This window comes from Spongiactinospora sp. 9N601 (assembly GCF_044326295.1).
GTDB lineage: Bacteria > Actinomycetota > Actinomycetes > Streptosporangiales > Streptosporangiaceae > Spongiactinospora > Spongiactinospora gelatinilytica.
This window is the reverse complement of record NZ_JBIRBB010000020.1, coordinates 95,126-115,258: the sequence shown is the minus strand read 5'-3', so window position 1 is coordinate 115,258 and position 20,133 is coordinate 95,126. Positions and strand designations below refer to the sequence as shown.

17 protein-coding genes are annotated in these 20,133 nt (G+C 72.3%); 12 read left to right on the top strand and 5 right to left on the bottom strand.

Annotation, left to right across the window (positions count from 1 at the left end):
• The first annotated feature begins 62 nt into the window (after nt 1-62).
• Genes ACH34R_RS36630 through ACH34R_RS36610 form a run of 5 tightly spaced genes read left to right on the top strand, consistent with a single transcriptional unit; the run spans nt 63 to nt 6,748 of the window.
• Nucleotides 63-3,095 (top strand): amino acid adenylation domain-containing protein, encoded by a 3,033-nt coding sequence (locus ACH34R_RS36630; RefSeq protein WP_397566174.1) that lies wholly within the window; start codon nt 63-65, stop codon nt 3,093-3,095.
• A 3-nt stretch (nt 3,096-3,098) separates the two neighbouring features.
• A complete protein-coding gene (locus tag ACH34R_RS36625; RefSeq protein WP_397566173.1) occupies nt 3,099-3,266 on the top strand; it encodes an MbtH family protein in 168 nt (55 codons plus the stop codon).
• 1 nt (nt 3,267) lies between these two features.
• The gene (locus ACH34R_RS36620) at nt 3,268-3,552 is read left to right on the top strand and encodes an acyl carrier protein (protein WP_397566172.1); all 285 of its coding nucleotides are present in this window, start codon (nt 3,268-3,270) and stop codon (nt 3,550-3,552) included.
• Complete coding sequence (locus ACH34R_RS36615; RefSeq protein ID WP_397566171.1) at nt 3,549-4,856, top strand: condensation domain-containing protein; 1,308 nt, start codon at nt 3,549-3,551, stop codon at nt 4,854-4,856. Before ACH34R_RS36620 ends, ACH34R_RS36615 begins: the two co-directional genes overlap by 4 nt.
• Nucleotides 4,853-6,748, top strand: coding sequence for a N,N-dimethylformamidase beta subunit family domain-containing protein (locus tag ACH34R_RS36610; protein ID WP_397566170.1), 1,896 nt, complete (start codon nt 4,853-4,855; stop codon nt 6,746-6,748). The genes ACH34R_RS36615 and ACH34R_RS36610 overlap by 4 nt, the downstream gene beginning before the upstream one ends.
• Nucleotides 6,749-6,778: 30 nt before the next feature.
• On the opposite strand, the gene ACH34R_RS36605 is transcribed toward ACH34R_RS36610, so the two are convergent.
• On the bottom strand, nt 6,779-7,954 hold the full coding sequence (locus ACH34R_RS36605; protein ID WP_397566169.1) for an ROK family protein: 1,176 nt from the start codon (nt 7,952-7,954) through the stop codon (nt 6,779-6,781).
• A 221-nt stretch (nt 7,955-8,175) separates the two neighbouring features.
• Here ACH34R_RS36605 and ACH34R_RS36600 point away from each other — a divergent pair, with 221 nt between their 5' ends.
• The 5 genes from ACH34R_RS36600 to ACH34R_RS36580 all read left to right on the top strand — a co-directional run bounded on the left by ACH34R_RS36600 (nt 8,176) and on the right by ACH34R_RS36580 (nt 14,649).
• On the top strand, nt 8,176-9,522 hold the full coding sequence (locus ACH34R_RS36600) for an extracellular solute-binding protein (RefSeq protein WP_397566168.1): 1,347 nt from the start codon (nt 8,176-8,178) through the stop codon (nt 9,520-9,522).
• A 95-nt stretch (nt 9,523-9,617) separates the two neighbouring features.
• Nucleotides 9,618-10,547: a carbohydrate ABC transporter permease gene (locus ACH34R_RS36595; protein WP_397566167.1), complete on the top strand. Its 930-nt coding sequence runs from the start codon at nt 9,618-9,620 to the stop codon at nt 10,545-10,547.
• On the top strand, nt 10,544-11,395 hold the full coding sequence (locus tag ACH34R_RS36590) for a carbohydrate ABC transporter permease (protein WP_397566166.1): 852 nt from the start codon (nt 10,544-10,546) through the stop codon (nt 11,393-11,395). The genes ACH34R_RS36595 and ACH34R_RS36590 overlap by 4 nt, the downstream gene beginning before the upstream one ends.
• Before the next feature lie 111 nt (nt 11,396-11,506).
• A complete protein-coding gene (locus ACH34R_RS36585; protein WP_397566165.1) occupies nt 11,507-13,000 on the top strand; it encodes a glycoside hydrolase family 3 protein in 1,494 nt (497 codons plus the stop codon).
• A 131-nt stretch (nt 13,001-13,131) separates the two neighbouring features.
• The gene (locus tag ACH34R_RS36580) at nt 13,132-14,649 is read left to right on the top strand and encodes a glycoside hydrolase family 3 protein (RefSeq protein ID WP_397566164.1); all 1,518 of its coding nucleotides are present in this window, start codon (nt 13,132-13,134) and stop codon (nt 14,647-14,649) included.
• Between the two features lie 6 nt (nt 14,650-14,655).
• Here the strand turns inward: ACH34R_RS36580 and ACH34R_RS36575 are convergent, their stop codons facing one another.
• Nucleotides 14,656-15,834, bottom strand: coding sequence for an ROK family protein (locus tag ACH34R_RS36575; RefSeq protein ID WP_397566163.1), 1,179 nt, complete (start codon nt 15,832-15,834; stop codon nt 14,656-14,658).
• Nucleotides 15,835-16,107: 273 nt separating this feature from the next.
• Between ACH34R_RS36575 and ACH34R_RS36570 the strand changes: the two genes are divergently transcribed.
• Together ACH34R_RS36570 and ACH34R_RS36565 are read left to right on the top strand one after the other, a co-directional pair.
• Complete coding sequence (locus ACH34R_RS36570) at nt 16,108-16,557, top strand: Rrf2 family transcriptional regulator (RefSeq protein WP_113985834.1); 450 nt, start codon at nt 16,108-16,110, stop codon at nt 16,555-16,557.
• 26 nt (nt 16,558-16,583) lie between these two features.
• Nucleotides 16,584-17,387 (top strand): DNA-formamidopyrimidine glycosylase family protein, encoded by an 804-nt coding sequence (locus ACH34R_RS36565; protein ID WP_397566162.1) that lies wholly within the window; start codon nt 16,584-16,586, stop codon nt 17,385-17,387.
• Nucleotides 17,388-17,402: 15 nt separating this feature from the next.
• Here ACH34R_RS36565 and ACH34R_RS36560 read toward each other — a convergent pair whose 3' ends face one another.
• From ACH34R_RS36560 to rimO, 3 genes are all read right to left on the bottom strand, one after another.
• Nucleotides 17,403-17,759, bottom strand: coding sequence for a helix-turn-helix domain-containing protein (locus ACH34R_RS36560; protein ID WP_113985832.1), 357 nt, complete (start codon nt 17,757-17,759; stop codon nt 17,403-17,405).
• Between the two features lie 351 nt (nt 17,760-18,110).
• Nucleotides 18,111-18,704 carry a CDP-diacylglycerol--glycerol-3-phosphate 3-phosphatidyltransferase gene (pgsA, locus tag ACH34R_RS36555; RefSeq protein ID WP_111165090.1) on the bottom strand — a complete coding sequence of 198 codons (594 nt, stop codon included), beginning with the start codon at nt 18,702-18,704 and terminating at the stop codon, nt 18,111-18,113.
• Complete coding sequence (gene rimO, locus ACH34R_RS36550) at nt 18,701-20,113, bottom strand: 30S ribosomal protein S12 methylthiotransferase RimO (RefSeq protein ID WP_397566161.1); 1,413 nt, start codon at nt 20,111-20,113, stop codon at nt 18,701-18,703. The genes pgsA and rimO overlap by 4 nt, the downstream gene beginning before the upstream one ends.
• Nucleotides 20,114-20,133 lie beyond the last annotated feature (20 nt).

Genomic DNA, 20,133 nt, shown 5'->3' with positions numbered 1-20,133 from the left:
GCCGGAAACAGTTAAGAATCTTTCCGGAAAGAATCCTTCCGAAACAGCGTGGGAGACGGTACGTGACTAGCGGCCCGCTGTCGTTCGGCCAGGAGAGACTGTGGTTCCTGCACCGCCTCGACCCGCAGGACCCCTCCTACACGACGCACTACGCCTACCGGCTGCGTGGCGGGCTCGACACCACCCGGCTCCAGGCCGCGTTCACCGAGGTCGCCGCCCGGCATGAGCCACTGCGCACCCGCTACCCCGAGGCGGAGGACGGCGGGCCCACGGCGGTCATCGAGCCGCCCGCCCCCGTGGAGATCGAGCGGGTGGACGCGGACGGCGTACGCGCCGCGCTGGCCATCGTCGCCGACCGCACCAACACCGCCTTCGACCTGGCCGCGCGGCCACCGCTGCGGGTCACGCTGATCCGCCTGGCCGCCGACGACCACGTCCTCTGCGTGGTGCTGCACCACATCAACGCCGACGGCTGGTCCATCAACGTGCTGCGCCGCGAGGTGGCCGAGCTGTACGCCGGCGGCACGCTGGAGGAACTGCCGCTGCGCTACGCCGACCACGTGCGGGCCGAGCGGGAGCAGGACGCCGACGTCTCCTGGTGGGCCGAACGGCTGGCCGGCACGCCCCCGCTGGACCTGCCCGCCGACCGCCCCCGGCCCGCCGTCCGGACCCCTGCGGGCGGAGAGGTGATCTTCGAGATCCCGCCCGGCCTGTCCGCCGCGGTCAACCGGCTGGCCAGGCGGGAGCGCTGCACGCCGTACATGGTGCTGCTGGCCGCCTACCAGGTGCTGCTGGCCCGCCACAGCGGGCAGGACGACTTCTGCGTCGGCACCCCGGCGGCCGGACGGGACCGCCCCGAGGTGGAGAACCTGATCGGGATGTTCTCCACCACCCTCGCGCTGCGCGCCGACCTGTCGGGCGATCCGGTGTTCGCCGAGCTGCTGGCCAGGACACGGAGAGGCGTCCTGGCCGCGCTCGCGCACCGTGAGGTGCCCTTTGAACGACTGGTCGGCGCGCTCGGCCTGGACCGCGACCTGAGCAGGACGCCGGTGTTCCAGACCATGTTCGCGGTCCACACCCACGGCGACACCGGGGACCCGCTGCCCGGCCTGACCGCGGCGCCGGTCCCGCACGGCTGGCACCCGGCCAGGTTCGACCTGTCGATGGACCTCTATCCCCGCGACGACGGGGCGCTGACCGGCCACGCCATCTTCAGCACGGACCTGTTCGACCAGGGCACCGTCGAGCGGATGACCGCCCGCTACCTGGTGCTGCTGGAAGCCGTCGCGGAGGACCCGCGGCGGCCGGTCTCCGCGCTCCCGCTGCTCCCCCGCGCCGAACGCGAGCTGCTGCTCGGCGCGTGCAACGACACCGCGGCCGACCTGCCGCCGGTCACCGTCGTCGGGCTGATGCTGAACCACGCCGCCGCCACGCCGGACGCCGTGGCCGTCGTCCACGACGAAGGCGAGCTGACCTACGCCGAACTCGCCGCGCGGGCCGCGGGCCTCGCCGCCAGGCTGGCCGAGGACGGCATCGGCCGCGGCGACCTGGTGGCGATCACCACGGGACGCGGGCCGGAGACGCCGGTGGCGCTGCTCGGCGTGGCGATGAGCGGGGCGGCGTACCTGCCGGTCGATCCGGACTATCCGGCGGCCCGCGTGGCGTACGTGCTGGAGGACGCGCAGGTCGCCCGGGTGCTCACCGACGAGGACGTACGGCGGCTCGCCGTGCCGGGCGCCATGTGCGAGACCCTCGGCGCGCGCCCGGAGGACCCCGCCTACGTGATCTACACCTCCGGGTCCACCGGGCGGCCCAAGGGCGTCGTCGTGCCGCACCGGGCGCTGACCAACTTCCTGCTCGCCATGCGGACGTTGCTGGACGGCGGCCCCGGCGACACCTGGCTCGCGCTGACCTCGCTGTCCTTCGACATCTCCGCGCTGGAACTGTTCCTCCCGCTGGTCACCGGCGGCCGGGTGGTCATGGCGGGCGGAATCGACGCCCGCGACGGCGACGCCGTGGCCGCGCTCGCGGCCCGGCACGGCGTCACGCACGTGCAGGCCACGCCGTCCGGCTGGCGGATGCTGCCGGGCCTGCGCGTGGACACGGCCCTGGCCGGCGGCGAGCCGCTGCCGCCCGCGCTGGCCGCCGAACTGCGGCCGAACGCGCGGCGGCTGTTCAACGTGTACGGCCCGACCGAGACCACGATCTGGTCCACCGCCTGGCAGGTGCCGGACGCGCCCGGCGACGTCGCCATCGGCCGGCCGATCGCCAACACCACCTGCCACGTGGTGGACCGGCACGGCCGGCCGGCCCCCATCGGCGTCCCCGGTGAGCTGCTGATCGGCGGGGCGGGCGTGGCGGACGGCTACCTGCGCCGCCCCGGGCTGACCGCCGACCGGTTCGTCCCCGACCCGTACGGCCCGCCGGGCGCCCGCCTGTACCGCACCGGCGACCTGGCCCGCCGCCGCGCCGACGGCACCCTGGAGTGCCTCGGCCGTACCGACCACCAGGTCAAACTGCGGGGCCACCGGATCGAGCCCGGCGAGATCGAGGCCGTGCTGGACGCCCACCCCGGCGTGCGGCAGTCGGTCGTGGTGGTCCGGGAGGAGACGCTGGTGGCGTTCGTCGTCGGCGACGCCCCGGTGGCGGAGTTGCGGACGCACGCGGCGGCCACGCTGCCGTCGTACATGGTGCCGGGCGCGTTCGTGCGGGCCGAGGCGCTGCCGCTGACCCCGAACGGCAAGGTGGACCGCGCCGCGCTGCCCGGCGACGCCCGCCCGGTGCCCGAGAGCACCGCCTACGTGCCGCCGCGCACCGACGCCGAAGAGCTGGTCGCCGACGTGTACGCCGAGGTCCTCGGCCTGGAGAAGGTCGGCGCGCACGACGACTTCTTCGCGCTCGGCGGCCACTCGCTGCTGGCCACCCGGGTGATCGCGGGCATCCGGGCGCTGACCGAGGTCGAGGTGCCGATCCGCACGATCTTCGCCGCCGGCGCCGTCGCGGACCTCGCCCAGGCCGTCACGGACCTGCTGACGGCCGAGATCGACCGACTGACCGACGAGGAGGCCGCGCGCCTTGCGAAGGAGCGGGACTGAGCGATGACCCATCTGGTGGTGGTCAACCACGAGAAGCAGTACTCGATCTGGCCCGCCGATCGGGAGCCCCCCGCCGGATGGGACCCCACCGGCGTCACCGGCGACCGGCAGGCGTGCCTGGACCACATCGAGCGGACCTGGACCGACATGCGACCACGCAGGGAGCCATGACGTGAGCACAGTGGGGAGACGTGCCCCGGCGGGCGCCGTGCGCGAGACGAAGGAGCGACTGGCCGAACTGGTGGCCACGGCCAGCGACGGCGAGGTCTCCGCGGCGGAGGCGCTGGCGGCCGAGCTGCCGCTGTCGGCCCTCGGCGTCACCTCGCTGGCGCAGATGCGGCTGATCGACGCCATCGAGCGCGAGTTCGGCGTGGACGTGGATTTCTCCGACGAGTCGCTGGCCGCGCTCGAGGACCTGGACCTGCTCGCCGCCCACATCACCGGGCGGGCGCGGTGAGCGGCGAGCCGCTCACCTGGGGGCAGCGGGCGATCTGGGCGGCGATCGAACGCACCGCGCCCGACGACCGCTACTTCAACTTCGGCCGGGTGCTCGCGGTGCCCCGCTCGATCCGCCCGCTGGGCGTCGCGGACGTCCGCCGGGCCGTCGGCCTGCTGACCGACCGGCACCAGGCGCTGCGCACCACCATCGGCCCCGGCCCGGTGCAGATCGTCGGCGAGAGCGCGGAGCCGGTGGTGGGGATCGTCCACGCGGCGCGCGGCGAGGAGGCGGCCGTCGCCGCCGAGTTGCAGGCCCGGATGGGGTCGTCGGCCTTCGACTACGGCGACGAGCGTCCGCTGCGGGTCGGCGTGGTGATCTGCGAGGGCACGGTCAGCCATGTCGTGCTGGTCTTCTGCCACATGGCGGCCGACGGCCTCGGGGCCGAGATCGCGGTGCGCGACCTTCGGCTGCTGCTGCTGCGCGGCACGGTGGGCGGCCCGCCGCCCGCACAGCCGGCCGAACTGGCCCGCTGGCAGAACTCCGCGGAGGGCCTGCGCCTGGCGCGGGCCGCCGACGAGTACTGGGAGCGGGAGTTCTCCCGCATCCCCGTCTCGATGTTCCCGGCCCCGGTCGCCGAACTTCCCGGGCCGCCGATCTGGCGGGCGCTGCTGACCTCGCGGGCCGCCGCAATGGCCGCGCAGCGGCTCGCCGTGCTCCACGGCGCGACGACCGGAGCGGTACTGCTCGCGGCGAGCGCCGCCATGGTCGGCAGGGTCACCGGCCAGGAGCTGTGCGCGATGCTGCCGATCGTGGGCAACCGGTTCCGCGCCGACACCAGGAACGCGGTGACCACGCTGTCCCAGGAGGGCCTGTTCGTCTGCGACGTCACCGCCGAGCGGTTCGATGACCTGCTGCGGGCGGCCAGGCCCGCCGCGCTGCGCGCCTACCGGCACGCCTACCACGACCCGGCGGGCCGGGCGGCGGCGACCGCGCGGGCGAGCGCCGCCAGGGGCGCCGAGGTCCAGCCGTACTGCTGCTACAACGACATGCGCTTCGCCGAGCCACCGCCGCGCGACTGGGAGCCCGGCGAGATCCACGCCGCGCTCGGCTCCTCCACGCTCACCTGGCCGATCAGCCAGGATCGGCTGAACTGCCGGTTCTGTGTGCACATCACCGGCGAGGGCGCGGGGCTCGGCATCTCGGTGACCGCCGACACCCGCTACCTGCCCAAAGCCGGGATGGAGTCCTGGCTGCGCGGGCTGGAGGACCTGCTGGTGGAGACGGCCGCACGGGCCGCGGCGCGGAAGGTCCACGCCGGATGACGGTGACCGCGTACGCCGCGGCCACGTCCTGTGCGCACGGCGAATCGCTGCTCTTCCACGTCCAGGCCGAGCCGTCCGACCTGCCGGTGCGGGTCAGCGTGGCCGACGCGACCGATGACCGGCGGGTGCTGTCGGCGCGGGTGGACGGCCCCGAGTGGACCCTCACGATCCCCGCGGACTGGCACAGCTCGCTGTACCGGGCCCGCTTCCTGGCCCCCGGCCAGGCCGACGCCGACCTGCCGTGGCCCAGGGAGCAGGAACTGCCCGGCACGGCGGTCTCGCCGCCCAACGAGGTCTACTTCGTACTGCGGCCGGCCGTGCCGCGCTCACCGGTGCTGCTGTCGGTGCCGTTCACCACCTGGCAGGCCTACAACCGGGCGGGCGAGCCGGGCCAGAGCATCTACTGGACCGAGGAGCCCACCCGGGCCTCCCGGGTCACCTTCGACCGGCCGGGCGGCGGGCCGCCGCCCGAACGCTGGGAGGAGGGCATGCTGCGCTGGCTGCGCCCGTCCGGCTACACCGTGGACCTCTGCTCCAACCTGGACCTGCACGACGGGCTGGACCTGCTGAGCGGCTACCGGCTGCTGATCGTCAGCGGGCACGACGAGTACTGGTCGGCGGGCATGCGGGACGCGGCCGAGGAGTTCGTCCGGCGGGGCGGCAACATCGCGTTCTTCGCCGGGAACACCTGCTGGTGGCAGATCCGGCTGGAGGACGACCGGCGCACCATGGTGTGCCACCGCGACCCGATGACCGACCCCTCCCCCGATCCCCGGCTGGTCACCACCGAGTGGTCGGCCGCCCCGGTCAACCGGCCGGAGAACACGCTGACCGGCGTCAGCTTCCGGCAGGGCGCGGGGGCCTGGGGGCCGTACATGCCGCTGATCCTCAAGGAGTCCTACACGGTCAGGTTCGCCGAGCACTGGGTGTTCGAGGGGACCGGGCTGGCCGACGGCGACCCGTTCGGGCAGGGCACGCTCGGATATGAGACCGACGCCGCGGAGTACACCGAGGTCATGGGCGTGCCCCGGGTGACCGCCAGGGACGGCACGCCGTCCTCGTTCGTGGTGCTGGCCACGGCCGACCTGCGGCACTGGAGCGCCTACGGCCAGGGCGGCGCGGCCACCATGGGCGTGTTCACCAGCGGGCGCGGCACGGTCTTCAACGCCGCCACGATCAACTGGGGCAACGCGCTGGACGACCCTGTGGTGGACCGGATCACCCGCAACGTGATCGACCGGCTGTCGGCTCCGGCCGGCACCGCCGAGTGGGAGGTCATCGGCCCGGCGGCCGACATGGTGGCCCTGGCCGGGTACGGCAGGTCGCTGTTCGGGGTGGGCGCGGGGGGCATCTTGCACGTCCGCGAACTGTGCGGGCAGAACCTGCCGTGGCGGCCGATCGCCGACGCGGGCGGGGTGCGCTGCCTGGACGTGCCCCGGGAGGCCGCGGCCGGCCTGGGCATCGGCCTGTACGGCGTGACGCCGAGCGGCGTGCTGCGCCACCGGCCGCTGCCCGCGGGGCCCGGCGGCTGGACCGACGTGTGCCGCGCCCCGGCCGGCACCGTCGCCCTGGCCATCGCCGACGGCCGCTTCTACACGGCGACCACGGCGGGACGGCTGTACTGCCTGGCGTTCGCCGACGCGCCGAGCGGGGCCTGGGCGGACATCGGCCCCTCGGCGGACGCGGTCGCGCTCAGCGGCATGACCGGCCGCCTGTACGCGATGGACGCGGGCGGTGCGATCCACACCCGCCTGCCGCCGGGCGGCGACGAGGACGAGTGGCGCACGCTCTCCCGCAGCGATTCCTGCGTGGTGAGCACCACGTTCACCGCGCACGCGGGACGCCTGGTCACGGCGGGGCCGGCCGTGCCGCTGCGGTGGCGGACGGTCTGACGCCGCCTGCGGCGTCCGCCGCGCCTGGCTTCAGGTGTCCACCGTGCTGGTGAAGACCTCCTCGCGGGCGCGCTCCAGCGCCGCGAGGATGGCGCCGCGCAGTACCGGGTCGCCCTCGACCTCGGTCACCCTGACCTGCGGGCGGCTCGGGCAGATGCGGGCCACGGCCTCCTCGACCTTGACCGCGAGGGCCTTGCCGCCCGACCTGCCCACGTCTCCGGTCAGCACGACCAGACCGGGATCGAGCACCACGGTCACCGCGGCGACGCCGATCGCCAGCCGTCCGGCGACCTCCTCGATGAAGTCGCCGTTGGCGCCGCTCGGATCGGCCACGGCGGCGGCGACCTGCTCGCTGATGGTGCCGCCGGTCAGGCCGTTGGCGGCGGCGAGGCCCGCGATGGCCTCCCCGCCCACCAGGCGCTGGAAGGACCCGGACTGAGGTTCGCCGACATCGACGGGCAGCGGCTCGCCGGGGACCGGCAGCCAGCCGATCTCGCCCGCGCCGCCGCTGCTGCCGCGGTGCAGCCGCCCGCCGAACATCACGCCGAGCCCCTGGCCGATGCCGGCCCACACCAGCACGAAGTCCGACAGGCCGCGGGCGGCCCCGTGCTCACGCTCCGCAATCACCGCGAGGTTGACGTCGTTCTCGATCACCACGGGCCGGCGCAGGCTGGCGCTCAGCGCGGCCAGCACGCCCTCGTGCCAGGACGGCAGGTCGAAGGAGAACCGCACGTCGCCGGTGCGCGGATCGACCACTCCCCTGGTCCCTATCACACAGGCGCGCAGTTGGGCCATCGACACCCGCGCGGTCTGGCAGACCCGCTGCAGGGCGTTGTGCACGATCCTCACCGGGTCGCCGTGGCCGTTGGGATCGACGGCGATCTGGGCGATCAACTCGCCGGTGATGTCCGCGACACCTGCGGTGACGCGGTCGGGCAGGACCACCAGGCCGGCCACGTACGCGCTGGAGGGGACCACGCCGTACAGGGCCGCGTTGGGGCCGCGCCCGCCCGCCTGTTCGCCGACGGGCGCCACCAATCCGCGCCCCTCCAGGCGCGCCAGAAGCTGTCCGGCCGTAACCTTGGAAAGTCCGGTTCGCTCACCCAGTTCGGCGCGGGTGAGCGGGCCGTCGGAGAGCAGGAGCTCCAGTGCGGCGCGGTCGTTCAACTGGCGCAGCAACCGAGGTGTTCCCGGGCGTCGGGACAAGGATCGGCCCCCCTCTCGTCACGATACGCTAACGAGCGTTTTTTTTAAGAAACTTTCTTGTTAGTTTAGCGAGAGTCACCCCGCAGGCAAGTGATCCCGCCTCGGGATGTCACAGCGCCGACCGTCCGAGGTCGCCATCGACCTGGTGCGGGGTGGTCTGCCAGGGCCCGCACCCCCGAACGCGCGACCCCCGACGCGAAGCCGGGAAGGGAGAAACCCAAGTGAGAATCTCAAAGATCACGGTTGCGACCGCGACGTCCGCCGTGCTTGCTCTGAGTGTCGCCGCCTGTGGTGGCGGCAGCAGTGGCGGGACCGAGGCGGACAAGCCGTCCGAGGCCGCCTCCTCCTCCGCGTCCGGGCCCCAGTACGCGGGCAAGACGCTGAAGGTGTGGCGCCTCGGGGCGCCCAACGAGGTCTTCGAGAAGTACATGAACGACCTCAACGGCAAGTTCGAGCAGCAGACCGGCGCCAAGGTCGAACTGACCTGGGTGCCGTGGCCGGACTCCCAGAAGAAGTGGACGGCCGCGCTCGCCAGCGGCGAGGGCCCGGACGTCACCGAGTTCGGCAACGACCAGGTGTCGGCCTGGGTGGCCCAGGAGGCCCTCGCCGACATCACCGAGGTCGCCAAGGGCACCCCGGACTTCCAGCAGATCCCGCAGAACCTGTGGGGCTACGAGACCATCGACGGCAAGATCTACGCCGTGCCGTGGGGCGGCGGCACCCGCGCCGTCCTCTATCGCAAGGACTGGTTCAGCGAGCTGAAGATCGAGGAGCCCAAGACCTGGGAAGACCTCATCGCGGCCGCCAAGAAGATCCAGAAGGAGAAGGGCTCCGACGTCGACGGCCTCGCCTTCAACGGCGGTTCGGACGCCAACATGTCGCTCTCGCCGTTCGTGTGGTCGGCGGGCGGCGACTTCGCCGCCTTCGAGGGCGGCAAGTGGGTCGGCAAGCTGACCGAGCCCGCCTTCAAGGAGGGCTTCCAGTTCTACACCGACCTGGTGGCCAAGGAGGGCGTGTCAGGTAAGTCCCGCCTGAACCTGAACTCGATCGAGATCGCGCAGCGCTTCGCGGCCGGCAAGGTCGGCATGTTCGTCACCGGTGGCTGGGACATCGCCTCCATCGAGGAGCAGAGCAAGGGCAAGATCAAGGCCGACCAGATGGCCTTCTTCTCCATCCCGAACAAGGAAGGGACGGGCCCGGCGCCGGCGTTCCAGGGCGGCAACGACATCGCCGTCTGGAAGGACACCGAGAACCCCGAACTGGCCGCGGAGTACGTCAAGCTCGCCGCGGGCCAGGAGTTCGGCGGCCGGTACGCCAAGGAGAACGGCCTGCTCCCCCTCTACCCCGACGCCCTCGCCGAGTACGCCAACGACCCGGCCCAGAAGGCGTTCGCGGAGACCTTCAAGGTCGCCAAGGGCTTCCCCGCCGACCCGCAGTGGGCGGAGGCCAATGACACCAAGGCCGTGCTGCAGAACGCGGCGCGCGCGGTGATCAAGGGTGAGAAGGACGTCGACGCGGCCCTCGCGGCGGCCAACAAGGAACTCGAAGAGATCCTGAACCAGCAGTAACCATGGCACACACACGAACCATCGCCCGGGGCGGGGGAGATCCCCCCGCCCCGTCGCGGGGCCCCAGAAGGAGGCCGCCGCGCAGGACCAGCGGCATGTCGCCGAAGCTGGTCCCCTACGCGCTCCTGATACCCGGCCTCATCGTCATCGGCGCACTGCTGCTCTACCCGCTGTTCCAGATGGTCGTCATGTCCTTCCAGAAGGTGGGACTGAAGCAGATCAGGCCGAAGAACCCGCTCCCCGCGGAGTGGAACGACTTCGAGAACTACACCACGGTCCTCCAGTCGGACCTGTTCTGGACCTCCCTGCGCAACACCGTCGTGTTCGCACTGGTCACCGGGGCGCTCACCCTGGTGGTCGGCACGCTGGTGGGCCTGCTGCTCAACCGGCTCGGCCGGGCGATGTCCACGGTCGTGGTGGTGGGCATCATGGCCGCCTGGGCGGTGCCGCCCACCTCACAGGCGATCATCTGGAAGTGGCTGTTCGACGCCGACTCCGGGATCATCAACTGGTCGCTCAACCTGCTGCCCGACTGGCTGTCATCGCTGGTCTTCGGCCGGGCGAACTGGTCCGGCCAGCCGTGGCTGAACGAACCGCTCACCATCTACATGGTGCTGGTGATGGCGGTGCTGTGGGCGTCGTTCCCGTTCGTGGCGGTCTCGGTGCTCGCCGGGCTGAAGAGCATCCCGTCGGAGCTGTACGAGGCGGCCAAGGTGGACGGCTCGACCGGCATCGGGACGTTCCGGAAGATCACCTTCCCGCTGCTGAAGCCGGTCTTCTCCGTCCTGATCGTCCTGCAGATCATCTGGGACTTCAAGGTCTTCACCCAGCTCTTCCTGATCGCCGGCGGCACCAACATGCCGCGTGAGGCGTTCAACCTGTCGCTGTGGAGCTACATCGAGGCGTTCAGCCCGCCTCCGGACATGGGACTCGGCTCGGCCATCGCGGTGGTGCTCACCGTGGTGCTGCTGCTGATCACGTTCGTCTACGTCCGGCAGATCGTCAAAGCGGAGGACGTCCGATGACGCCACTCGCGCGCAAGCGCCTTGCCAAGTACGGTCTCAACGCCGGCGCGATCGCGGTGTTCCTGTTCGCGGTCTTCCCCGTCTACTGGATGGTCGCGACCGCGTTCAAGCCGGACGACGAGATCTACACGACCGAGTTCATGCCGGTCCCGCTCTCCCCCACCCTGGACCACGTCGAGCGGGTGTTCACCAAGGGCGTCGCCGGGCACTCGATCTGGGAGTACCTGCTCAACAGCGCCATCGTCGCGGTCACCACCGTGCTGGTGGGCGCGGTCTTCGCGCTGCTCGCCGCGACGGCGGTGGCGCGGTTCAGGTTCAGGTTCCGCACGTCGTTCCTGGTGCTGCTGCTCATCGTGCAGATGGTGCCCGCCGAGGCGCTGCTCATCCCGCTGTTCCTGATGGTCCGGCGGCTGGGCATGTACGACCAGTTGATCGGTCTCATCGTGGTCAACATCGGGCTGACCCTGCCGTTCTCGGTGTGGATGCTGCGTACCTTCGTCGCCGCGGTCCCCAAGGATCTGGAGGAGGCGGCATGGATCGACGGGGCGTCCCGATTCACCACCTTCTGGAAGGTGCTGTTCCCGCTCGTCGCCCCCGGCCTGGTCGCGACCAGCATCTTCTCGTTCATCACCGCGTGGAACGAGTTCGTGTTCGCGCTGACCCTGATCAACGAGACCAGCAACTACACGATGCCGAGGGCGCTGTCGTTCTTCATCGGCCAGCGCTCCACCGACTGGGGCGGGATCATGGCGGCGTCCACGCTGATGACCATCCCGGTCCTCGTGTTCTTCCTCCTGGTGCAGCGGCGCATGGTCTCCGGCCTCGTCGCGGGCGCCGTCAAGGGCTGATCCCCGCTCCCTTCCCACCGGTCTCTGACGGCTCGCGGCCCACAAGGCCCGAGCCGCCATGCCGGCCTGCCGTACCGTCCGTCACTCCGAACCATCCGTAGGAGCCGAGCCATGCCCGAAAACTCCGCGAGCCGCCCGACCGGGCCGATCGACCGGGAGCTGTACCGCCTGGCCGCCGGCACCCTGCTCGTCGCCTTCCAGGGCACCACCGTTCCCGAGTGGGTGCTCGCCGAGACCGAACGCGGCCTCGGCGGCGTCACCCTGTTCGGCTTCAACGTGGCCGATCCCGCCCAGTTGTCCGCGCTGACCGGACGCCTGCGCGGGGCCGGCGACCTGGTCATCTCGCTGGACGAGGAAGGCGGCGACGTCACCCGGCTCGCCTACCACACGGGAAGCCCCTACCCGGGCAACGCCGCCCTGGGCGCGGTGGACGACGTGGGACTCACCCGCGAGGTCTACCACGCCATCGCCGGCGAACTCGCCCTGTGCGGGATCAACCTGAACATGGCGCCGGACGCCGACGTGAACACCGCCGACGACAACCCGGTGATCGGCACCCGCGCCTTCGGCAACGACCCCACGCTGGTGGCCAGGCACACCGTGGCCGCCGTCGAGGGCCTGCAGGCGGCCGGAGTCGCCGCCTGCGTCAAGCACTTCCCGGGGCACGGCGCCACCTTGCAGGACTCCCACCTGGAGATCCCGCTGGTGGACGCCGGACTCGACGTGCTGCGCGCACGCGAGCTGGTGCCGTTCCGGGCGGCGATCGAGGCGGGGGCCAAGTCGGTGATGACCGCCCACGTCCGGGTGCCCGTCCTGACCGGCGAGGCGCCCGCCACGCTCTCCTCCGCCGCGCTGACCGGCCTGCTCCGCGAGGAGCTGGGCTTCGGCGGCGTGATCGTCTCCGACGCGCTGGACATGCGGGCGATCACCGATGCCTACGGCCTGGCCGGTGGCGCGGTGATGTCCCTGGCCGCCGGGGCCGACCTGCTCTGCCTCGGCCCGCTGCCGACCTATGACGACGTCCGTGCGGTCATCGCGGGCATCGCGCAGGCCGCCCAGGACGGCCGCCTGCCGGTCGAGCGGCTGGCGGAGTCGGCCGCGCGCGTGGCGGCGCTGCACGCCTGGCTCGCCGAGCCCCGGTCCGCCGCGCCCGGCGGGCAGGTCGTCGGCCTGGCCGCGGCCCGGCGCGCGCTCAGCCTCACCGGGACGCCGCCGGCGCCGGTCGATCCGCTGGTCGTGGAGCTGGAGACGCCGCCGACCATCGCGGTGGGCGAGGTGCCGTGGGGGTTCGCGCCGTGGCTACAGGCCGCCGAGGTCGTCCGGGTCACCCCCGGCCAGGAGGAACCGGAATCCCTCCTGGAACGCGCCAAGGACCGCTCACTGGTGATCGTGACCAAGGACGCCCACCGGCATGAGTCGAGCCGGGCCCTGATGGCGGCGCTGGTGGCGGCCCGCCCGGACGCCGTGGTCGTGGAGATGGGACTGCCGGTCTGGCGTCCGGACAGCGCGGTCTACATCGCGACGTACGGCGCCGCGCGCCCCAATGCCCGGGCCGCCGCCGAACTCCTCTTCCCCGACCTCGTCAAGGCCGCCACGACATCCTGACAGGTGCCTTGACAAGGGCCTTGGCAGATATTTGTTAGTAAAGTTTCTTGTTTAATAGGGGAGTCGATGCTAAACAGGTGATGCGGCCGAAACATGGCCGCCGCCCCTCGCGTCACGGAGACGGAGACACGATGACCATCGAGACCGCCCGAGACGTCGCGAGCGCCGACCTGGCACGACTCGCCGACTGTGTACTGCAACCAGGGTTCATCGGCACCACCCCGCCCGACTGGATCCGGCGCCGCCTGGGCCTCGGGCTCGGCGGCGTCACGCTTTTCGCCCGGAACATCACCGGTCCCGACCAGCTTGCCAGACTCACCGCGGCCCTGCGAGCGGAAAACCCCGAGATCGTCATCGCGACCGACGAGGAGGCCGGTGACGTGACCCGGCTGGAGGTGGCGGCCGGCAGCTCGCGGCCCGGCAACCTGGCGCTCGGCGCGGTGGACGACCCCGGCCTCACCGAGGCCGTGGCGCGCGACGTGGGCGGCGCGCTCGCCCGGGCGGGCATCACGCTCAACTACGCGCCCGTGGCCGACGTCAACTACGCCGACAACCCGGTCGTCGGCACCCGGGCCTTCGGCGGCGATCCGTGGCTGGTCGCCCGGCACACCCGCGCCTGGGTCACCGGCTTACAGGAGGCGGGGGTGGCCGCCTGCGCCAAGCACTTCCCCGGGCACGGCGGCACGACCGTCGACTCCCACGACGACCTGCCCGCGGTCACCGCCTCGGCCGGCGAACTGGCCAGGGTCGCGCTCTCGCCGTTCCGCACCGCGATCCGGGCGGGCGTGCGCTCGATCATGACCGGGCACCTGCTCGTCCCCGCGCTCGACCCGCACTGGCCGGCCACGATGAGCGCGCGCATCCTCACCGACCTGCTGCGCGGCGAACTCGGCTTCGAGGGCCTGATCGTCACCGACGGCATCGAGATGCCCTCGCTGTCGCTGCGCTACGGCCTCGGCATGACCGCGGTACGTGCGCTGGCCGCCGGCGCCGACGTGATCTGCGTGGGCGGCGAGAACACCTCCCCCGGGCTGGTGGACATGCTGCGCAACGCGATCGTGGGCGCGGTCCGCGAGGGCGCGCTGCCCGAGGAACGGCTGGCCGAGGCCGCCGCCCGGGTGCGGGCGCTGGCCGCCTGGGCCGCCGTGCCGCGGCAGGGCTGCGGAGCGGCCGAACCGGGGGTCGGGGTCGCGGCGGCGCGCAGGGCCGTGCGGCTGACCTCCAAGGAGCACGCGGGGCCGTTGCCGCTGGCCGTACCTCCGCACGTCATCGAGCTGAACTCGGTCACCAGCCTGGCGGTGGACCGCAGCACCGGATGGGGCGTGGCCGGGCCGCTCGCGGGGCTCATGCCGGGCACCACGGCGGTGCGCCTGGACCCGGGGCAGGCCGGGCTGCTGGGCTTTGAGATCGCGTTCGCGCTGGGCCGGCCGCTGGTGATCGCCTGCCGCGACGCGAGCAGGCACGGCTGGGTGGCCGCGGCGATCGAGACCGTGCTGTCCCACCGGCCGGACGCCGTGATCGTGGAGATGGGCCGCCCCGGCCCGGCCACCCCGGGCGCGCACCACATCGCGACCTTCGGGTCCTCCCGGGCATGCGGCACCGCCGCCGCCGAGGTGCTGTCCGGCAGGAGCGCCGGACAGCCGTCGTAAGGCCCCTTAGGAAGAGAAGACCTCCTCGCGGGCACGCTCCAACGCCGCCAGGACGGCACCGCGCAGCACCGGGTTGCCGGTCTGCTCGCTCGGCACCACCTGGGGACGGATGGGGCAGATCCGCGCGACCGCCTCCTCCACGCGGGAGGACAGCGCCGTGCCGCCCGCACGGCTCACATCGCCGCCCAGGACCACCAGTCCGGGGTCGAGCACCACGCACACCGAGGCGACCCCCAGCGCGAGCCTCGCGGCGATCTCGTCGAGCAGCGGCTCGCCCTCCGGCCCCGCCTTGACCGCCGCCGCCACGCACTCGGCCTGCCGGGACCCGGTGAACCCGTAGGTCTCGGCCAGCTCGGTCACCGCCTCCACGCTGACCAGCGACTGCAGGCCGCCGGCCAGCGAGGGCAACCGGCCGGGGATGGCCCGCACGTCCTCAGCCAGCGGCACCCCGGGCACCGGCAGGTAGCCGATCTCGCCGGCGCTGCCCGAACGGCCCCGGTGCAGCCGGCCGCCCAGCATGACGGCCAGGCCGAGCCCCCGGCCCACCCAGACGAGCACGAAGTCGTCGGCCTCGCGCGCCGCGCCGCCCGCGTACTCGGCGACCGCGGCGAGGTTGACGTCGTTCTCGATGACGACCTCGCGGCGCAGGTCGCGCGCCAGCGCCTCGTGGATGCCCTCGTGCCAGCCGGGCAGGTCGAAGGAGAAGCGCACGTCGCCGCTGCGCGGATCGACCACGCCCGGCGTGCCGATCACGACCCCGCGCAGTTTGGCCAGCGAAACCTTCGCCGAACGGCACGCTTTGACCACACCGCTGTGCACCACGGCCACCGGATCTTCGTGACCGTCGGGGGTCACGGTCACCTCGGCCACGATGTCACCGTGGATGTCGGCGACGGCGGTGGTGACGCTCTCCGGGCCGACGTCGAGCCCCGCGACGTACGCGGAGGAGGCGACCACCGCGTACAGGGCGGCGTTGGGACCTCGGCCTCCGGCGAGCTCGCCGACCACCTCGACCAGACCGCGATCCTCCAGCCGGGCCAGCGTCTGTGACGCGGTCACCTTGGAAAGGCCGGTCATCTCGCCGATCTGGCCCCGCGTGAGGGGACCAGAGGACAGCAGCAGCTCCAGGGCGGCCCGATCGTTGATCTCCCGCAGCAACCTGGGCACCCCAGGACGTCGCTCCATACCCATGCTCTCTGATCGCCGTGTTCCCGCCGCCTTCATCGAGCACAGATTAGCTGGCGGAGTCATTTAGTAAGGCTTCCTGTTAGTTGCACGCCCAGCGTAACGGACCCTCGTCCACGCTAGAACACACCTCGCCGGAGTGTCGATCAACTGCGCGCGGCGGATGCCCCGGCGTCCGGGATGGGCCATCCGCCACGGTCAGCGCCAAGGTCAGATGCCCTTCCGGCGGGCCCTGCGCCCGACCACTGTTCTCCAGGCGGGATAATCGACAACATGCGCCTTTCCGCTCGTGTCGACTACGCCCTACGCGCCGCCGCCGAGCTCGCCGCCGCAGGTGCCGGCCCGACCACGGTGGGCGAGCTGGCCAAAGAGCAGGACATGCCACCCAAGTACTTGGAGAACATCCTGCTCCAGATGCGCCGTGCCGGGCTCGTTCGTGGCCAGCGCGGACCAGAGGGGGGCTACGTGCTGGCCCGCCCGGCCGCCGAGATCTCCCTCGCCGACGTCATCCGTGCCGTGGACGGCCCGCTGGCCAACGTCCGGGGCGAGCGCCCCGAGCACGTGGGCTACCGGGGCGCGGCCGAGTCGCTCCAGGAGGTGTGGATCGCGCTGCGCGCCAGCGAGCGGGCGATCCTGGAAGAGGTGACGCTGGCCAACGTCTGCTCGGGCACGCTGCCCGACCGGGTGCGCAAGCTGGCCGCAGACCCCGCGGCCTGGGACTGACCCCGCCCGAGGGAAGGGCGTGAGCCGTGCCGGAGGGCGACGCCGTCTACCGCACCGCCGTACGCCTGCGCGCGGCGCTGGACGGCCGCGTGCTGACCCGCAGTGACTTCCGGGTCCCGAAGCACGCCACGGCCGATCTGACCGGCCGTACGGTCATCGAGACGGTCTCCCGGGGCAAACATCTGCTGACCCGCGTGGACGGCGGGCTGACCGTGCACACCCACCTGCGGATGGACGGCTCCTGGCGGGTGTTCCCCGCGGGCCGCCGCCTCCCGCCGGGCGACGTGGTGCGCCTGGTGCTCGGCAACGCCGCCCAGGTCGCCGTGGGCGTGCGGCTGGGCATGGTGGACCTGCTGCCCACCGCGCGTGAGGACGATGTGGTCGGCCATCTGGGGCCGGATCTGCTGGGCCCCGGCTGGGACGCGGCGCTGGCCGCGGCACGGCTGGCCGCCTGGGCCGGCCCGGGTGCGGAGAACACGATCGGCGAGGCCCTGCTCGACCAGCGCAACCTCGCCGGGATCGGGACGATCTACCGGGCCGAGACGCTCTTTCTGGCCGGGATCTCACCGTGGCGGCCGGTCGCGCGGGTGGACGACCTGGAACGCCTGGCGGACCTGGCCCACCGGCTGCTCATGGCCGGCCGGGAACGCGCCGCGACGGTCACGACGGGTGATCCGCGACCGGGCAGGGGCACCTGGGTCTACGGACGCGGCGGGCGGCCGTGCCGGCGCTGCGGCACACGGGTGGGCGTGACCCACCTCGGCGGCGCGCCCGCGGCACGCTCGCCAGAGCGGCTGGTCTACTGGTGTCCCGCCTGCCAGCCGCGGTAGCCGGTCACGCGGCCCTCAGGCCGCGACCATGTCCTTGACCTCGGGGAAGACGGTGCCGGAGATGCCGCTCCCGACACCTTCGCCGATGGACAGGCGCTCGTGCTCGGGCACGTCGGCCATGACGGGGGCGGCCTGCAGCTCGGCGAGCGCGAACTGGTCGGAGACCTCGCGCAGCACCTGTGACAGGGGAACCCCGAGTGCGCCACAGATGGACGCGAGCAGCTCGGAGGACGCCTCCTTCTGACCGCGCTCGACCTCCGAGAGGTAGCCGAGCGAGACGCGCGCCAGCGTGGAGACCTCTCGCAACGTGCGGCCCTGCCGCACGCGAAGTCGCCGTAGCACGTCACCGAGCAGTTGTCGCAGCAGGACCATCTGTCGTTCCCTCCCCGGTGCGGGTGCCTTCACACCACTTCGCGCGATCGGTTCGTGCCGCCCATCTCTGTGACCCTCGTACATGCTCCTCGCCGTCATCACCGTTCCCGTGGGCCCGCCGGCCGGGCTCCCGCTGTAGTCGCTTTTCGCCGATGGCTTACGGACCTCACTCACAGCTCCACCGTACCCGCATCCACCGACGTGGCGGCAGACCGTAAGGAGCATGTTCGCTGGTGACGTAACACGGTAATCACCGGGAATGTTCCCTCATGTTCGCCTCACGCTCATCTATCAGCAGATCAACCGCTTTCTCCGCTGTCTGTACCCGAATCTCGTTCAAGTGATCCATCTTCACCCGCCACGGGCCTTACGGGCCACCTGCTGAAGGCGCACCGCGCGCACGACGTAGTCGATTCCCGTGACGAGCGTCACCGCCAGCGCGCCCGCCATCAGGATCCAGCGCAGCGGGTCATAGACACCGGGCCAGATGTACAGGCCGATCGCGACGACCTGGAGCACGGTCTTGACCTTGCCGCCGTAGCTCGCCGGGATCACGCCGTGCCTGATCACCGCGAACCGCAGCAGCGTGACCCCCAGCTCCCTGACCACGATGGCCGCGGTCACCCACCAGGGCAGCTCGTCCAGCAGGGACAGGCTGATCAGCGCCGCGCCGATCAGCGCCTTGTCGGCGATCGGGTCGGCGATCTTGCCGAAGTCGGTGACCAGGCCGTAGCGCCTGGCCAGCTCGCCGTCCAGCCGGTCGGTCAGCGAGGCGATCACGAACAGCACGAGCGCCGCGACCCGCCAGCCGGTGCCCGGCAGGAACAGGCAGGCGACGAAGAAGGGGACGAGCACCAGACGGACGACCGTGAGAACGTTGGCGACGTTCCACGGGCTCACGCGGCGGCCTTTGGCCGGCGTCGTCGCGTCCGGCGTCTCGGTCATGGACCGGCCTTGATCCGGGCGATGAGATCGACTCCCTCGGCGTCCACCACCACGGCGCGGACGATCTCGCCGGGCCGCAGGCCGATGCCCTGGACCGTCACCGACCCGTCCACCTCCGGGCCCTGGTGGGCGGCCCGGCCCTCGTAGCCGCCGTCGCCGAGGTCGGCCTCGATCAGCACGTCGACCTCGGTGCCGATGCGCTCCTCGGCCCGCTGGGCGGTCAGCTCCTCGGCCAGCTCGGTCAGGGCGGCCACCCGGGCGTCCACGACCTCCTGGTCCAGCTTGCCGGTCATCCCGGCGGCCTCGGTGCCCTCCTCGTCGGAGTAGCCGAACACGCCGGCCACGTCGAGCCTGGCCTCCTGGAGGAAGCCGGTCAGCTCGGCGAACTCCTCCTCGGTCTCGCCGGGGAAGCCGACGATGAAGTTGGAGCGCACACCGGCCTCCGGGGCCTCGGCGCGGATGCGCTCCAGCAGCTCCAGGAAGCGCCGCGGGTCGCCGAAGCGCCGCATCCGGCGCAGCACGGTGCCGCTGGCGTGCTGGAAGGACAGGTCGAAGTAGGTCGCCACGCCCTCGGTCGCGGCGATCACGCTGAGCAGCCCCGGCCGCAGCTCGGCGGGCTGCAGGTAGCTCACCCGCACCCGCTCCACGCCCTCGACCGCGGCCAGCGCGGGCAGCAGCTTCTCCAGCGCGCGCAGGTCGCCGAGGTCCTTGCCGTAGGAGGTGGAGTTCTCGCTGACCAGGACGAGCTCCTTGACCCCCTCCCGGGCCAGCCAGGCGGCCTCGGCGAGCAGCTCGTCGGGGCGGCGCGAGACGTAGGCGCCGCGGAAGGAGGGGATGGCGCAGAAGGTGCAGCGCCGGTCGCAGCCGGAGGCCAGCTTGAGCGCGGCCACCGGGCCGTCGTCCATGCGTTTGCGCAGCGGCCTGGGGCCGCTGGCCGGGGCGATGCCCGGAGGCAGCTCACCGTGGCCGGGAATGGCGTGCGCGGGCGCGGCGGCGGCGCGCTGGACCGGGGAGATGGGCAGCAGGGTGCGGCGGTCGCGCGGGCTGTGCGCCACCAGCGGGCGGCCCGCGACGACGTCGTCGAGGCGGGCGCCGATCTCGGTGTAGTCGTCGAAGGACAGCACCGCGGACGCTTCGGGCAGGGCGTCGGCGAGCTGCTCGCCGTACCGCTCGGCCATACAGCCCGCGGCCACCACTTTGGCGCCCGCGTCGGCGGCGGCGAGGATCGTGTCGATCGAGTCCTTCTTCGCCGACTCGATGAAGCCGCAGGTGTTGACGACGATCACGTCGGGATCGTCGTCGCCGAGGCGCCAGCCGGCAGCCTCAAGTCGCGCGGCGAGCTCCTCGGAGTCGACCTCGTTGCGCGCGCAGCCCAGTGTGATCAGCGATGCGGTTCGGCGGGATGACATGGTGACACTACGGTATCGGC

Bases quoted from the DNA above. Each gene is read 5' to 3' on its own strand.
- rimO (WP_397566161.1), bottom strand. From the start codon at position 20,113: ATGTCATCCCGCCGAACCGCATCGCTGATCACACTGGGCTGCGCGCGC.
- ACH34R_RS36580 (WP_397566164.1), top strand. From the start codon at position 13,132: ATGACCATCGAGACCGCCCGAGACGTCGCGAGCGCCGACCTGGCACGA.
- ACH34R_RS36560 (WP_113985832.1), bottom strand. From the start codon at position 17,759: ATGGTCCTGCTGCGACAACTGCTCGGTGACGTGCTACGGCGACTTCGC.
- ACH34R_RS36585 (WP_397566165.1), top strand. From the start codon at position 11,507: ATGCCCGAAAACTCCGCGAGCCGCCCGACCGGGCCGATCGACCGGGAG.
- ACH34R_RS36570 (WP_113985834.1), top strand. From the start codon at position 16,108: ATGCGCCTTTCCGCTCGTGTCGACTACGCCCTACGCGCCGCCGCCGAG.
- ACH34R_RS36625 (WP_397566173.1), top strand. From the start codon at position 3,099: ATGACCCATCTGGTGGTGGTCAACCACGAGAAGCAGTACTCGATCTGG.
- ACH34R_RS36575 (WP_397566163.1), bottom strand. From the start codon at position 15,834: ATGGAGCGACGTCCTGGGGTGCCCAGGTTGCTGCGGGAGATCAACGAT.
- ACH34R_RS36590 (WP_397566166.1), top strand. From the start codon at position 10,544: ATGACGCCACTCGCGCGCAAGCGCCTTGCCAAGTACGGTCTCAACGCC.
- ACH34R_RS36595 (WP_397566167.1), top strand. From the start codon at position 9,618: ATGTCGCCGAAGCTGGTCCCCTACGCGCTCCTGATACCCGGCCTCATC.
- ACH34R_RS36610 (WP_397566170.1), top strand. From the start codon at position 4,853: ATGACGGTGACCGCGTACGCCGCGGCCACGTCCTGTGCGCACGGCGAA.
- pgsA (WP_111165090.1), bottom strand. From the start codon at position 18,704: ATGACCGAGACGCCGGACGCGACGACGCCGGCCAAAGGCCGCCGCGTG.